Here is a 14142-nt window from a genome sequence, read left to right as displayed (position 1 = left end):
CTGACGCTTTTGTCTATCGCTTATTCCGCAGGAATAGCCTGATCTTCGATCCCTAAAGGCGCAGGAATACGGCTCAGCATTTCCTTGGGGCAGACCTGAACAAAGTTGCCCTTTTCCAGTTCCCAATGCTGCAAGATATCCGCGGCCTTGCGGCTGTTGGTCTCGGCAACATGCGCTTCGATCAGGGTCTTCAGCTGGTTTTCCCAGTGATCTTGGGTCACCGCACAATGCACCAGTGTTTCATGGTTCATCATGTCGGTTGCGCGGCCCTCTGGATCATACAGATAGGCCATGCCACCCGTCATACCCGCGCCAAAGTTCGCGCCGATCTCACCCAGAATAACCGCAACACCGCCAGTCATATATTCACAACCGTTGCTGCCACAGCCCTCGATCACCACGCTCGCCCCCGAGTTACGAACGCCAAAGCGTTCCCCCGCGCGACCAGCCGCAAACAGATACCCATCCGTCGCACCATATAGAACAGTGTTCCCGATGATCGTGTTCTCAGACGCCACAATCGGAGACTTCATCTGAGGGCGCACAACAACCGTACCACCAGACAGACCCTTGCCCACATAGTCGTTCGCATCACCCGACACGACCAGCTTTAGACCCGGCGCCGCAAAGGCACCCAGCGATTGGCCAGCAGAACCCGTCAGGTTCACGGTCAGGTGGTTGGCCTGCAAATCATTGCGCATGCCAAAACGTTTCACGATATGGCTAGAAATCCGCGTGCCAACTGTCCGGTGCGTGTTCTGCACCGCATAGCTTAGCTGCATCTTTTCGCCATCCTCAAGGAACCGCACTGCGTCAGTGACGATCTGCGCATCCAGCGTGTCAGGCACAAAATTGCGCGGCTTGCTGCGGTCATAAACCGTGTCCCGCTCTGTATCGACCGAGATCAACAGCGGGTTCAGGTCCAGATCATCCAGATGCGCAGAGCCACGTGAAACCTGCGTCAGCAAATCCGCACGGCCAATAACATCATCCAACGAACGCGCCCCGATTGAGGCAAGGATTTCGCGCACCTCGGTTGCGTAGAAGGTGATGAGGTTCACAACCTTATCCGCATTGCCAGTGAACTTGTCGCGCAGCGCCTCATCCTGGGTACACACACCCACAGGGCATGTGTTGCTCTGGCACTGACGCACCATGATACAGCCCATCGCGATCAGCGCAGCCGTACCGATACCGTATTCCTCGGCACCCAACATCGCCGCCATGACAATGTCACGGCCCGTGCGCAAACCACCATCGGTCCGCAATGTCACACGGTCACGCAGGTTGTTCATCGACAAAACCTGATGCGCCTCGGTCAGGCCCATCTCCCACGGCAGACCCGCATATTTGATCGAGGTCGCAGGCGAGGCACCCGTGCCGCCATTGTGGCCCGAGATCAGGATGATATCCGCCTTGGCCTTGGCCACACCCGCAGCAATCGTGCCAACACCGCTCGACGCTACCAGTTTGACGGTGACCTTACAGCGCGGGTTGATCTGCTTGAGATCGTAAATCAGCTGCGCGAGGTCTTCGATCGAATAGATGTCGTGGTGCGGCGGAGGCGAGATCAGCGTCACACCCGGGGTCGAGTGGCGCAGACGCGCAATCAGCTCGGTCACTTTCATACCGGGCAACTGGCCACCCTCACCGGGCTTGGCACCCTGCGCGACCTTAATCTCCAGCTCTTCACACTGGTTCAGATACTCGGCAGTCACACCAAAACGGCCCGAGGCCACCTGCTTGATCTTCGCAGACGGGTTGTCGCCATTGGCTTCCGGCAGGAAGTGTGCGGGGTCTTCGCCGCCCTCACCACTGTCAGATTTTGCGCCAATACGGTTCATCGCCACGTTCAGGGTTTTATGCGCTTCAGGGCTCAACGCACCCAAAGACATACCCGGAGTCACGAAACGCTTGCGGATCGCGGTAATGCTTTCCACTTCCTCAATCGGAACCGCCTCACCCAAAGGTTTCAGCGCCAGCAAATCACGCAAATGGATCGGCGGGTTGCTTTGCATTTTCGAACTATACTGCTTCCACATCTCGTAAGAGGCGCGATCACAGGCCGCCTGCAACATATGCATCGAGGTCGCTTCCCACGCGTGGGTCTCACCCGATTTGCGGGACTTGTAGAAACCGCCAATCGGCAAAATAGCATCGCCACCGGCCCAGCCTTTGGCATGAACCTCTTCGGCTTTGCGTTGAATGCCGCTGACGCCGATGCCGCTGATGCGGCTGGTCATACCTGGGAAATATTCGGCAACCATCGCGCGCGACAGGCCAACGGCCTCAAAATTCAGGCCCCCACGGTAGGAAGAGATCACCGAAATACCCATCTTTGCCATGATCTTGAGAAGACCTTGGTCAATCGCTTCGCGGTAACGCGCAATCGCAGTGGTCAGATCAATATCCAACAACCCGCGCCCAATACGATCCGCCAATGAATCCTCGGCCAGATAGGCGTTTACAACAGTCGCACCGCAGCCGATCAGAACCGCAAAGTAATGCGGATCAACACATTCAGCCGAACGCACGTTGATCGAGGTAAAGGTCCGCAACCCGTTGCGCGTCAGGTGGCTGTGCACCGCGCTGGTCGCAAGGATCATCGGGATCGCAACCTTATCCGCATCGCTGTGCTGATCGGTCAAAACCAAATGGCCAGCCCCCGAACGCACCGCATCTTCGGCCTCGGCACGGATACGCTCCAGCGCCGCATTCAGATTTCCTGCACCCGCTTCATAGGTACAATCCAACGTGGTCACATCCGCGTTGAACTGGGTCATCAGCGCCTCAAACTGGGCGTTGCCTACAAACGGGCTGTCCAAAACCAGAATCTCGGTCTGGCTGCTGTTTTCATCCAACACGTTCTTCAGGTTCCCGAAACGCGTCTTCAGGCTCATCACGCGGAATTCGCGCAAGCTGTCGATCGGCGGGTTTGTCACCTGCGAGAAATTCTGACGGAAGAAGTGGCTCAGCGGGCGGTACTTGCCCGACAAAACAGCCGATGGCGTGTCATCCCCCATCGAGGCCAGAGTCTCTTTGCCGTCCTCCGCCATCGGCGCAAGGATCTGTTCCAGCTCTTCAATGGTGTAACCCGCCGCAATCTGACGGCGGCGCAGCTCGGCCCCCTCAAACAATGGCTTTTCAGTTACACCCGCCAGCGCCTCGTCCAGCTCGTTGATCTTGCCAACCCAGTCACCGAACGGACGCGCCGCCGATAGCTTGTCTTTGATCTCGGTATCGCCGAACAGCTTGCCCTCTTGCATGTCCACGGCCAACAACTGGCCCGGCCCCAAGGCGCCTTTGCTCACAACGCGCGACTCGTCCAGCGGCACCATGCCCGCCTCGGAACCCGCGATCAGCATCCCGTCGCTGGTCACAACATAGCGCATCGGGCGCAGGCCGTTCCGGTCCAGACCCGCACAAACCCAACGACCATCAGTCATCGCCAATGCAGCAGGGCCATCCCATGGCTCCATCACCGAATTGCAGTAGGAATACATGTCGCGCCACGCTTGCGGCAATTCAACCGCCTGCTTGGACCAGCTTTCCGGCACCAACATTGTCTTGGCCATCGGCGCGGAACGACCCGCGCGCACCAGAACCTCAAACACAGAATCCAGCGCCGCCGAGTCCGAAGACCCCGCCGCCACGATCGGTTTGATATCCTCGGCCAAATCGCCAAACGTCGCCGACGCCATGCGGATTTCGTGGCTCTTCATCCAGTTCAGGTTACCCTTCAGGGTGTTGATCTCACCGTTATGGGCCAGCATGCGGAACGGCTGGGCCAACCACCACTGCGGGAAGGTGTTGGTGGAATAACGCTGGTGATAAATCGCAAAAGCACTCTCAAAGCGCTCATCCATCAGGTCGGGATAGAACTCGGCCACCTGCTCGGCCAACATCATACCCTTATAGATGATGCTGCGGCAGGACATCGACGCGATGTACAACGTCGGCACCTGCGCCGCGATCGCCGCCTTTTCGATGCGACGACGGATCACATATAGCTCACGCTCGAATGTCTCTTCGTCTACGCCTTTCGAGTTCGAAATAAGGATCTGTTCGATCTCGGGGCGGGTGGCGTTGGCCTTTTCACCCAAGCACTCAACCGAAACAGGCACATGGCGCCAGCCGTAGATGTAATAGCCCATGCGCAGGACTTCGGTCTCAACAATAGTCCGGCAAGTTTCCTGTGCGCCAAAATCAGTGCGCGGCAGGAATACTTGGCCAACCGCGATCAGCTCGTCCATGCGCGGCTTGTGGCCTGTGCGCTCAATCTGGTCGTAAAAGAACGGCACCGGAATTTGCACGTGAATACCCGCGCCATCGCCGGTTTTCCCATCCGCATCTACCGCGCCACGGTGCCAGATTGCTTTCAGCGCCTTGATCCCGTTTTCAACAACTTCACGCGAGCGTTTCCCCTCGATGTTCACCACAAGGCCAACACCACAGGAGGAATGCTCCTCCTCGGGAGAGTACAAACCCTTCTCAGCCATAAACGCACGCTTGGCTTCTTCGCGGGCTACCCATGCGTCATCATATTTGGTCATTGGTCGTCTCCTTTTAAGGGCGCAAACAGCGCAAAGGTTGGTCTCTTGTCCGATACAGGCACGCTATGAAAAGCAGGCACCTTTACAGACTTTGTTCATCTTTCCGGCAATACAGGGCAGCTCAACTGACCCTTTAACCAGACATTAATACTCAATCGTATGCCGCATCGGTGCACAGGCTGTGCACGATGTGTGACATCACTCGGCAGCGACAGCAGATGCGCCGTTGAATTGCTCCAAAATCGCCTCGGCACAATCGCGGCCGTCTTTGATTGCCCAAACAACCAATGACGCCCCGCGCACAATATCGCCCACGGCATAAACGCCCTCGGCCTCGGTGCGGCCTGTCGTATATTCAGCCTTTACCGTGCCCCAACGGGTCACAGGCAGATCAGGACAATCCCACAACGTTGGCAGGTCTTCGGCCTCAAATCCAAGGGCCATGATCACCAGATCAGCGTCCTCGACATAATCCGCACCCTCGATCACTTCGGGGGCTTGGCGGCCTGATGCATCAGGCTGGCCCAGACGCATCTTTTGAACCATCACACCTGTGATCGGATCACCGGTGAATCCCTTGGGCGCGCTGAGCCATTCAAATACCACGCCTTCTTCTTCGGCGTTCTGCACTTCGCGCTGGCTACCCGGCATGTTGGCACGGTCACGGCGGTACAGACATTTCACGCTCTTGGCGCCCTGACGGATCGAGGTGCGAACACAGTCCATCGCCGTGTCACCACCACCGATCACAACAACATTCTTGCCTTCAGCATTCAGGCTACCGTCGTTGAACGCTGGCACATCATCGCCAAAGCTTTTCTTGTTCGAAACGGTAAGGAACTCCAACGCGGGAACCAAACCCTGCACACCCACACCCGGGGCCTGCAAATCACGGCTTTTGTACACGCCCGTTGCGATAATCACCGCATCATGGGCCTTGCGAATATCGTCAAAGCTGATGTCTTCGCCCACGGCGCAGTTCAGCTTAAAGGTCACGCCACTTTGCTCCAACTGCTCGTTGCGGCGCATGACCACATCTTTCTCCAGCTTGAAACCGGGGATGCCATAGGTCAGCAAACCACCCGCGCGGTCATAACGATCATATACAGTCACCTGCACACCAGCACGGCGCAGGAAATCCGCCGCCGCCAATCCACCCGGACCAGCACCAATGATGCCCACAGATTCCTTGCGCTCGGTCGCGGCAGTAATCGGCTTGACCCAGCCCTTTTCCCACGCAGTATCGGTGATGTATTTTTCGATCGAACCAATGGTGACGGTGCCATGGCCGGATTGTTCGATGACGCAGTTCCCCTCACACAGGCGGTCCTGCGGGCAAATGCGGCCACAAATTTCTGGGAACGTGTTTGTCGCCTGAGAAACCTCATAGGCTTCTTCCAAACGCCCTTCGGCTGTCAGACGCAGCCAGTCAGGGATGTTGTTGTGCAACGGGCAATGGCTTTGGCAATAGGGTACGCCACATTGGCTACAACGGCTGGATTGCTCCTTGGCCTTTGCATCAGCGTACTCTGCATAAATCTCGTTGAAGTCTTCCTTACGTAGGTTCGGAGGACGTTTCTCCGGCATATCGCGGTCGATATTAATAAACTTCAACATGGGTTGCTTTGCCATTGTCATGACCTTTCTACTTCCTAGACACGCTTCCTAAACAAAGCGCGGAGGAAATAAAAGTCAGCAACACTGACCTATATGCAAGTTTTTTACTGACTGCGCCCTATTTTTCGTAACGTCTCGCAGAATAACAAGTCCGCATCGGACCCAATCGCTCAAAAGCCACTGATAAGAAACACTAAAGCCAAAGAACCAACCACAATGCGCCACCAACCAAACATCGCATAGCCGTTTCGACTGACGTAATCCAACAACCACTTCACCACGACAACCGCACTGATAAAGGCCATCACAAAGCCTACGGCGATCTCGCCCATGGCAGAAGTATCCAGCACATCGCGATTCTTATAAAGGTCATATGCAAAGGCACCGGCCATTGTCGGCATCGACAAAAAGAAGGAAAACTCAGCCGCCGCACGTTTGCTCGCGCCTAGCATCAAGGCCCCAACAATCGTCGCCCCCGACCGCGACACACCAGGGATCATCGCAAGACATTGGATAAAGCCGATCTTGATCGCCATCGGGATCGGCAGCTTCATCGCATCATCATGCTTTGGCTCTGGCGCTATGCGATCCACAAACACCAGAACGATACCGCCAAGGATCAACATCACAGCAATCAGCATGGGCGTTTCAAACAAGACTTCCTTGATGAACCCATGCGCCATCACGCCAATCACCACCGCAGGCAAAAACGCCAACAGCACAGACCAGATAAACCGCCGCGCCTGTGGGTCGGAAGGTGCTGCCGAAAACACCGCAATCAGGCGCGCAGAATACAGGGTTAAAATCGCCAGAACCGCTCCCAGCTGAATAACCACCTCAAAGGTTTTTCCAGCAGAATCAAAGCCCAGAAAGTGACCAGCCAGCAGGATGTGCCCCGTAGAAGAAACCGGAATAAACTCGGTCAGCCCTTCGAGAAGCCCCAGAAAGGCCGCGACAATCGTTGTGTTTTCCATCAGTGAGCGCGCAGGTTACTTGCTGATTCCTTGATCGCGTCATACTGGCCCGACGGGCGGAAACGCCACAGATACTCAGGCAGAACCGACGCCGCATCAACAGGCTCAATGCCCAGCGCATCAAAACCCTGTGCATCCTCGGCAACCACATTATCGCTCCGCAGGCTTTTCACCTGATCTCGTGTGGCCAGAACGTTTTTCACAATACCCAGCGACAGCAGCTGCACCATGTCCATCATAAACGCGATGAACCGTGCTGCGAAAAACGGAATATTCAAAACCAAACGGCGGCGACGGATCACCAGCAGCATCTGCTCCATCATCTCACGCAATGTCATCTGCTCTGGTCCGCCCAGCTCATAGATGCCTTTGGCCTCACCCAACACACCAGCAACGGCCGCTTGGGCGACATCATCCACATAGACAGGCTGGAATTTGCTCTTGGCTCCGACAATGGGCAAAACCGGACCAAAGCGCGTCATGCCAGCAAAGCGGTTAAAGAACTCATCCTCGGGCCCAAAGATAATGGAGGGGCGCAAAATCACCGCTTCTGGCTGATGCTTTAGAACGCCCGCCTCGCCTTTTGCCTTGGTCTGAGAATATTTGCTCTCACCATCTGCATCAGCGCCAATAGCCGAAACATGAACCATGCGGGAAATGCCTGCGTCACTCGCCAACCGCGCGATCCGCTCAGCGCCCTCGGCCTGAACCGCTTCGAACGTGTTCTTACCCGACTCGGTCAAAACACCCACACAGTTCACAACCGCATCAGCACCCTTCATTACAGAAGCAACCGAGGCATCATCGCGGATATTGCACAAAACGGGCTCGACCTGACCAACAACGCCGTATGTCTTTACAAACAATGCCTCGTTCGGGCGTCGAACTGCAACGCGAACACGCCATCCCTCCATAGCCATCCGCCGCGCAATATATCGCCCGACAAAGCCTGAACCGCCGTAAATCGTAACCAGTTTAGACATGATGTATACCCTCAACGCTTTTCAGCCATGGGTGTACCCCTGCTCAGCCTCTCAAACAAGGAACAAAAAGCGCGAGCTTTAAGGATAACCCGATCAAAGAACTTACCCCCGAGTTGAGAAAGGCAATTGACTCCCCCCGCCACGCGCCTTAGATGCAGCGCTTACAAGGTGTGCCCAGGTGGCGGAATGGTAGACGCGCTAGCTTCAGGTGCTAGTACTGGCAACGGTGTGGAGGTTCGAGTCCTCTTCTGGGCACCAATTTTTCCGTAAATGTGATTAACTAACAAGAGCTTACCAAGCAACTTGGGTTTCCGGTCCACCTTTTGGTCCACCTTATACACATCCGCTAATCACCCACCTTCATGTGCTTTTTGACATGCCTCTTTTCTATCCTGAAACTGGCAACGCACAAATTTCGCTCTCACCAGCGGTCCTCAAGTATCGCACGCAAGCCTTAATCCCCCCCTCACCTCAAACCCTCCGAATTATGGATTCGCACCCAAATTTACTTTGATCGCGCAATTCAACATTCCTCAACCTTCCTGACAATCACCCGCTCCACCCACCTTTGGCCGCGCTCTAATTTCGTCGCCTATGGCTAGATGTATATATGTCCCAATGATGGTGCCGCGCTAATCGCCAAAAACCAACTTCACGGCACAATCAGTGTGACGGTTCCTGCTCTGACCACCGTCAATCAGCGCATAGTGTCACAATGAGAGTGACAGGGTGTCTGAATAATGTGGCGAGGATTCTATTTTTCGGACCACCGAACAAAATCCTTGGTCGCAGGCTTCATGTCATTCGTGGGGTACTCCGTTAGCGTCCAATGCGACGACTGGCCGATACCGGACGGCCCCAAATGGGGCGCTTGGGCCATGATGATAAACCCCCGCGCCTCCAACTCGGCAAACCATCGGCCAACCGTATTCCGATGTGCGTTGACCGATTTTGCCGCATCCCGATAACTGAGAATCACGCTCCCATTGTTCGATCCATTAAAGCGGCGCTTGAGTTCAACATAGAGCGCCCTTGGCCCTACAGGAAGGGAACCCCAAGCCTCAGACGCCTGTAACCACTCAGGAAGCTGAACGTGACGCCCAGCCCCCTTTTTGCTAGCCTTGTACGGCTTGCCAGCCATTAACGGCCTCCCCGCGCTCTAAGCGCCAGATAGACCCGCAAGGCAGTCATATGGTCAGGACACCCACCAAGAGATAGCCACGCCGCGTCTGTTGCGGCTCCAGCGCCCTTGCGCGCCATGATGGTCCAGCCGTTGCTTTTGGGCGTGAGCTTGTATCGCTCAGACATTGCGCACCCCTCCAAAGCATAGATCGGCATATAGCCGCGCTTGCCCCTCAGACAAGCCAAAGCGGTGACGTAGGTGGGTGATACGCATATCGGTCATTCCTCACCCTCCACATTGCCCAGCGCCGATGCAGAAGGCGGGAAGCGCAAGGCGGTGCGGTCTATCCCGATAGGCAAGCTGTAGAACGCCACATGGTCTGGCGTGCTGTAGGCCGTTTGGATCGGCCATGCGTATTCGGTTTTGAGACGATGGATAATCGCCCCCAAGCGCCAGCCGCGCACCTCCCTGATTTCGGTTCGATGTGAGATTTCGCGCCCATCCAAGAGCGCTTTGCAAGTCCAAAACACTTGCGTGGGTTTTGAGAAAAATTTGTCTGTCGTCATGAAAAAGCCTTTGGCTTGTAGCCATGCGGCGCTGGGCATAAGTTGGAAACATTCCTTGGACGGTAAACGCTCCATCCTCCGCCCATGCGCATAGCATGGCGGGGGGTGAAGTTATGCGTTTGCACGTGCTTGAAGTGTCGCGTCGATGTCCGCTTCGTTCCAATAGAGACGGGAACCGATTTTTACGGGTTTGGGCAAGCGGCCAAGCTCTACATCCTAGTACAAAGTCGTGCGGCCACGGCCTCCGAGTTTGGCCTGTAGTTCGCTAAATGACAGGTATTTGGTTGAGATGTACTTACTGGTCATGACGGTGCTCCATAATTTTTGCGTGTGCACCAACGCTAACTGCCCCGTCTCAAATCAGCTAAATGCGGAAACAAAAATAAAATCTTGGGTTTCTGTCAGTATCAGTTTTCTGTGAGAGCATATGCCTCTCGGGTTACACTTCTCCAGTCAGCATCTATTTCCAGCACCCTCAAAGACAACTCAACAGCTTGCCCATATTGTGTGCTAGGTTTCCCGTCATTATGCCCAAATCTAATTGGCAGCCCTAAATCTTCAAAAAGCTGAAATACATTGTAAGCAACATACAAGGCGGCATAGTTGCGCCCTCCCCTTCCATCTCCAAGAAGTTGAGCTTTCCTATCTTTCGCAATATCTCGCATCAGAAAAACGGACCGCTCAATTTGTGCCACAGTTACAGCGCCTTGCCCGTTAAGATGCCGCCTAGTTGATGGTGGTAAACCTGCCCATATTTTTGCGGCCTTCTCTAAACTATTTGCAGCCCTCAGAAGCTCTTTGTTAGCTTCCTTTACTTCTTTGATTGCAACTGGAGTGTGTGCCAATGGCTCAGGGTTGGCGCAAAATGCATCATAAACATCCAAAAGGTTGCAATCCAGAAACTCTGCAATTTCCTCAAATGCCTCTTCATATTTTTCATAATTAAAGAACATGAACCTTTGCCTCCAAACGTAAGCAGGTGAAAGCCCAGCGCTCCATCAAAACCCGCCGCTGCTCCAAATAATCCGTGCGCCGATAGGCCAGCTCAACAGCGCCCCCCGATACATGGCCCAGACAAGTTTCCGCCACATCATGCGGGGCATTTGTTGCCTCGGCTATCCAGTCACGGAAAGAGGACCGGAACCCATGGGGCCGCTCCACCATGCCGCGCCTGCTCATGTAGGCAGACATCGTCGCGTCCGAGATAACGCCCTTGCGCACCCCTGCGAATAGGAACCCGTCACGCGCAAACGGCTTGGCCTGTTCGACCACCGCCAAAGCCTCCGACGATAGAGGCACGCGAAAGTCACTTGTGGTGTCCTTGCGCCCCTTCATGGCCTCCGCTGGGATGGTCCAGACATCGCCCTCAATCTGGTCCAAGTGCAGGAACCGCAACGGCCCAGAGCGTACCGCCGTTAGGATAAGCAAGCGCAGGGCCAGCTCGGTCACGGTCCCTTCATTCAGCGATTGATAGAAGGCAGGGACATCGCGCCAGTGCAGCGCAGGGACGTTGACCGCTTTATGACGTTGCTTGCCCAAAAGCGCCTTTGCCTTCTCTGTCACTTGGATGTCCACGTCCAAGCCCAGCGCCGCTGCGTGTTTGATGCAGATGCCTAGACGGTTCATCGCCTTGCGTGCTGTCTCTGCTTTGTCATGCCAGATCGGGGCCAGCGTGTCGCGGATGTCGCGTTGGTCGATCTCGGAAACAGGCAGCTTGCCCAGCTTGGGAAGGATGTGCAGCTCCAAAGGAGAAAACCACCGCCCCGCTTTGCCATCCCCTTTCAGTTCGGCCTTGCGGCTTTCAAAGGCGTCTAGGGCGATGTCGTTTAGGATGTGCATATTGCGCTCTGCTGCGCGCTGGGCAGCTTGGCGATGCTTGATCGGGTCTTTGCCTTGCTGTGACACCCTGCGCCACTTGTCGGCCTCTAATCGCGCCTCCTTGAGCGATACGCGGGGATAAGCGCCCAGCCCCATTTCGCGCCGCCGCCCATGCACATGCACCCGCAACACCCACTTGCCGCCGCCATCGTCATTCTTGAAAATCCACAATCCACCGCCATCCGAGTGCTTGCCAGCCATCAGAGACTTCACACCTTGCGCCGATAGCTTGTTCAATGCCCTAGTCACTCAGTCCACCTTCTGGTCCACCCTCAACATATAGTATGGGGTGGCACCCCGTGGAACACCAAAAACCTCCAAAATCTTAAAAAACATGAAATTAGGGCATTTAGCGACACACCACGAAACCCCTAGATATAGTAGTTCAATTCCTCTTCTGGGCACCAATTTTTCCGTAAAATTTTCGACCGCGAAATCATTCAACACGTTTTAGAATCGTGTGTATCTCTCTCTCGGCAGTGCCGTTATGTACCAAGCGGAAAACCAGCCCCAGATCGCCATCCATCAAAGTTCTGTGGAATTCTTGCATCTCATATTCGCCGACATCGTTGATAAACAGCGAAAACAGCGACAGCGTATCACCCACCAGCCGCGCCCAGACAAAAGGCTCACCCTGAAGCGGGTCAAGCGGCGTCGCCTTGCCAAAGACGTTATTTCGCATCGTAGATTTGTAAATATTGTCTCTCTCGCTGGGAGAAAACGGGATGGAGTAGGACTTTGTTTTCGTCCGCCCATCTCCCTTATAGGTGACCGACGTCCAGCTGATGATGAACCCCTTTTTCGTCATCTCAATCGACGTACTCATGTCTCGCCGCTTGGTCTCGCCTTCGAGAATAAATTCGGCCTCGCCTTCATAGGTTCCTTCAAACTGCTCAATCGTCGCCGCAAAAGCCGCCACCGGAGCCATGACCCAGAACATCAAACCCAAGCGTTGAAGCATTCGAAAAAAGTTTCTCATTGTCATTTCCTAGCGATGTAGCTGACGAAAGGCATGAAAGAGCCAAGCACCCAGAAGCGGTCTTTCATGCCCCGTTTCTGGTATCAGCCCCCCAAAACCTCAGCAATTGAAGCTTGCGTTACCCCCACAATTTCATCGACCTGCTCCTTTGTCAGCGAGAAAGGAGGCGCAAAACCGATGATATCACCTTGGGGCATAGCGCGGGCGATGACACCTCGTTCTAGCATCGCGGCCACAATACGTGGGACAACTTTGTCGGCCGCATCAAAGAATATATGGTCATCGCGGTCTTTCATCAACTCAACCGCGCACATCATGCCCTCGCCGCGAACATCACCGACATGGGCATGACCGCCCAGAGCATCCGCCATTGCGGTATTCAAATACTTGCCGACAGTGCCTGCGTTGCTCACCAAATTCAGGCTATCCAACAGTTTGAGGTTGGCCACACCCGCAGCAGCCCCGATAGGATGCGCAGAATAGGTCCAACCATGCCCGATCGGGCCAAATTCATCTGTGCCCTTCTCTAACACAGCCCACATTTTGTCAGAAACAATAGAGCCCGACAAAGGCGCATAGGCCGATGTCAGCCCTTTGGCGATCGTGATCAGATCGGGCTTCAGACCATAGTGTTCAGACCCCATCATCGTACCGAGCCGACCAAAGCCTGTAATAACTTCATCCGCAATCAGCAGAATATCGTATTTCTCCAGAACCGCCTGAATTGCGCTCCAGTACCCTTCGGGAGGTGGGACAATTCCGCCAGTCCCCAGAATCGGCTCACCGATAAAGGCGGCGATGGTGTCCGCGCCTTCTCGCAGGATCATCTCTTCCAGCTTTGCCGCACAATCGGCGGAAAACTCGGCCTCAGACATCGAACGGTCTTTCCGGCGGAAATAATAGGGCGCTTGCGTGTGCAGAACCTGCTCTAGCGGCAGATCGAACTTTTTGTGAAACAGCTCCAGCCCCGTCAGCGACCCCGTCACCAATCCCGATCCGTGATACCCACGCCAGCGCGAGATGATCTTCTTTTTCTTCGGGCGCCCCAACACGTTGTTATAATACCAAACCAGCTTGATATTCGTCTCATTCGCGTCCGATCCGCCCATGCCGTAATAGACATGGTTCATGCCCTCTGGCGCACGCTCTGCGATCATTCGGGACAGGGTCACCGATGCTTCGGTGCCGTGACCAACATAGGCATGGTAATAGGCCAGCTCATGCGCCTGTTCGGCAATTGCATCAGCAATTTCACTGCGGCCATAGCCAACATTCACGCAATACAAACCTGCAAAAGCATCCAATGAAGTGCGCCCTTCGCGGTCTGTAATATGCACGCCATCCGCCGTTTTAACGATACGGTTGCCCACATCACGGCGGGCAAATTGACCCAGATGTGTAGACGGGTGGAAAAAGTGATCGTGATCCCATTGGGTCAGCACATCATTCGTAAGAGATTTGGTCATCAG

11 protein-coding genes and 1 tRNA gene are annotated in these 14142 nt (G+C 55.0%); 1 reads left to right on the top strand and 11 read right to left on the bottom strand.

The window, feature by feature from the left end; all coding sequences use genetic code 11:
• Window positions 1-20: 20 nt before the first annotated feature.
• The 4 genes from gltB to Z948_RS0108300 form a co-directional block, all read right to left on the bottom strand.
• Complete coding sequence (gene gltB, locus Z948_RS0108315) at window positions 21-4553, bottom strand: glutamate synthase large subunit (RefSeq protein ID WP_025059105.1); 4533 nt, start codon at window positions 4551-4553, stop codon at window positions 21-23.
• Between the two features lie 198 nt (window positions 4554-4751).
• Window positions 4752-6185, bottom strand: coding sequence for an NAD(P)-dependent oxidoreductase (locus Z948_RS0108310; protein WP_025059104.1), 1434 nt, complete (start codon window positions 6183-6185; stop codon window positions 4752-4754).
• A gap of 155 nt (window positions 6186-6340) precedes the next feature.
• Complete coding sequence (locus tag Z948_RS0108305; RefSeq protein WP_037951401.1) at window positions 6341-7144, bottom strand: undecaprenyl-diphosphate phosphatase; 804 nt, start codon at window positions 7142-7144, stop codon at window positions 6341-6343.
• Window positions 7144-8127 (bottom strand): complex I NDUFA9 subunit family protein, encoded by a 984-nt coding sequence (locus tag Z948_RS0108300; protein ID WP_025059102.1) that lies wholly within the window; start codon window positions 8125-8127, stop codon window positions 7144-7146. The genes Z948_RS0108305 and Z948_RS0108300 overlap by 1 nt, the downstream gene beginning before the upstream one ends.
• A gap of 172 nt (window positions 8128-8299) precedes the next feature.
• Here Z948_RS0108300 and Z948_RS0108295 point away from each other — a divergent pair.
• Window positions 8300-8385 (top strand) — tRNA-Leu (locus tag Z948_RS0108295).
• Between the two features lie 496 nt (window positions 8386-8881).
• Here Z948_RS0108295 and Z948_RS0108290 read toward each other — a convergent pair.
• The 7 genes from Z948_RS0108290 to Z948_RS0108255 all read right to left on the bottom strand — a co-directional run bounded on the left by Z948_RS0108290 (window position 8882) and on the right by Z948_RS0108255 (window position 14139).
• Window positions 8882-9268, bottom strand: coding sequence for a helix-turn-helix domain-containing protein (locus Z948_RS0108290; protein WP_025059101.1), 387 nt, complete (start codon window positions 9266-9268; stop codon window positions 8882-8884).
• Window positions 9268-9435 carry a hypothetical protein gene (locus Z948_RS18905; RefSeq protein ID WP_156023459.1) on the bottom strand — a complete coding sequence of 56 codons (168 nt, stop codon included), beginning with the start codon at window positions 9433-9435 and terminating at the stop codon, window positions 9268-9270. The genes Z948_RS0108290 and Z948_RS18905 overlap by 1 nt, the downstream gene beginning before the upstream one ends.
• A 93-nt stretch (window positions 9436-9528) precedes the next feature.
• On the bottom strand, window positions 9529-9816 hold the full coding sequence (locus tag Z948_RS0108275; RefSeq protein WP_025059100.1) for a hypothetical protein: 288 nt from the start codon (window positions 9814-9816) through the stop codon (window positions 9529-9531).
• Between the two features lie 407 nt (window positions 9817-10223).
• Window positions 10224-10769: a hypothetical protein gene (locus tag Z948_RS0108270; RefSeq protein ID WP_025059099.1), complete on the bottom strand. Its 546-nt coding sequence runs from the start codon at window positions 10767-10769 to the stop codon at window positions 10224-10226.
• A complete protein-coding gene (locus Z948_RS0108265; RefSeq protein WP_025059098.1) occupies window positions 10759-11943 on the bottom strand; it encodes a tyrosine-type recombinase/integrase in 1185 nt (394 codons plus the stop codon). The genes Z948_RS0108270 and Z948_RS0108265 overlap by 11 nt, the downstream gene beginning before the upstream one ends.
• 187 nt (window positions 11944-12130) lie before the next feature.
• The gene (locus Z948_RS0108260) at window positions 12131-12673 is read right to left on the bottom strand and encodes a hypothetical protein (protein WP_245604564.1); all 543 of its coding nucleotides are present in this window, start codon (window positions 12671-12673) and stop codon (window positions 12131-12133) included.
• Window positions 12674-12756: 83 nt separating this feature from the next.
• Window positions 12757-14139, bottom strand: coding sequence for an aspartate aminotransferase family protein (locus tag Z948_RS0108255; RefSeq protein ID WP_025059096.1), 1383 nt, complete (start codon window positions 14137-14139; stop codon window positions 12757-12759).
• Window positions 14140-14142 lie beyond the last annotated feature (3 nt).

The organism is Sulfitobacter donghicola DSW-25 = KCTC 12864 = JCM 14565 (assembly GCF_000622405.1).
Classification (GTDB): Bacteria; Pseudomonadota; Alphaproteobacteria; order Rhodobacterales; family Rhodobacteraceae; genus Sulfitobacter; species Sulfitobacter donghicola.
This window is presented reverse-complemented; position numbering and strand designations above follow the sequence as displayed.

Bases quoted from the DNA above. Each gene is read 5' to 3' on its own strand.
- Z948_RS0108275 (WP_025059100.1), bottom strand. From the start codon at position 9,816: ATGACGACAGACAAATTTTTCTCAAAACCCACGCAAGTGTTTTGGACT.
- Z948_RS18905 (WP_156023459.1), bottom strand. From the start codon at position 9,435: ATGTCTGAGCGATACAAGCTCACGCCCAAAAGCAACGGCTGGACCATC.
- Z948_RS0108255 (WP_025059096.1), bottom strand. From the start codon at position 14,139: ATGACCAAATCTCTTACGAATGATGTGCTGACCCAATGGGATCACGAT.
- Z948_RS0108300 (WP_025059102.1), bottom strand. From the start codon at position 8,127: ATGTCTAAACTGGTTACGATTTACGGCGGTTCAGGCTTTGTCGGGCGA.
- Z948_RS0108260 (WP_245604564.1), bottom strand. From the start codon at position 12,673: ATGAGAAACTTTTTTCGAATGCTTCAACGCTTGGGTTTGATGTTCTGG.
- Z948_RS0108310 (WP_025059104.1), bottom strand. From the start codon at position 6,185: ATGGCAAAGCAACCCATGTTGAAGTTTATTAATATCGACCGCGATATG.
- Z948_RS0108290 (WP_025059101.1), bottom strand. From the start codon at position 9,268: ATGGCTGGCAAGCCGTACAAGGCTAGCAAAAAGGGGGCTGGGCGTCAC.
- gltB (WP_025059105.1), bottom strand. From the start codon at position 4,553: ATGACCAAATATGATGACGCATGGGTAGCCCGCGAAGAAGCCAAGCGT.
- Z948_RS0108270 (WP_025059099.1), bottom strand. From the start codon at position 10,769: ATGTTCTTTAATTATGAAAAATATGAAGAGGCATTTGAGGAAATTGCA.
- Z948_RS0108305 (WP_037951401.1), bottom strand. From the start codon at position 7,144: ATGGAAAACACAACGATTGTCGCGGCCTTTCTGGGGCTTCTCGAAGGG.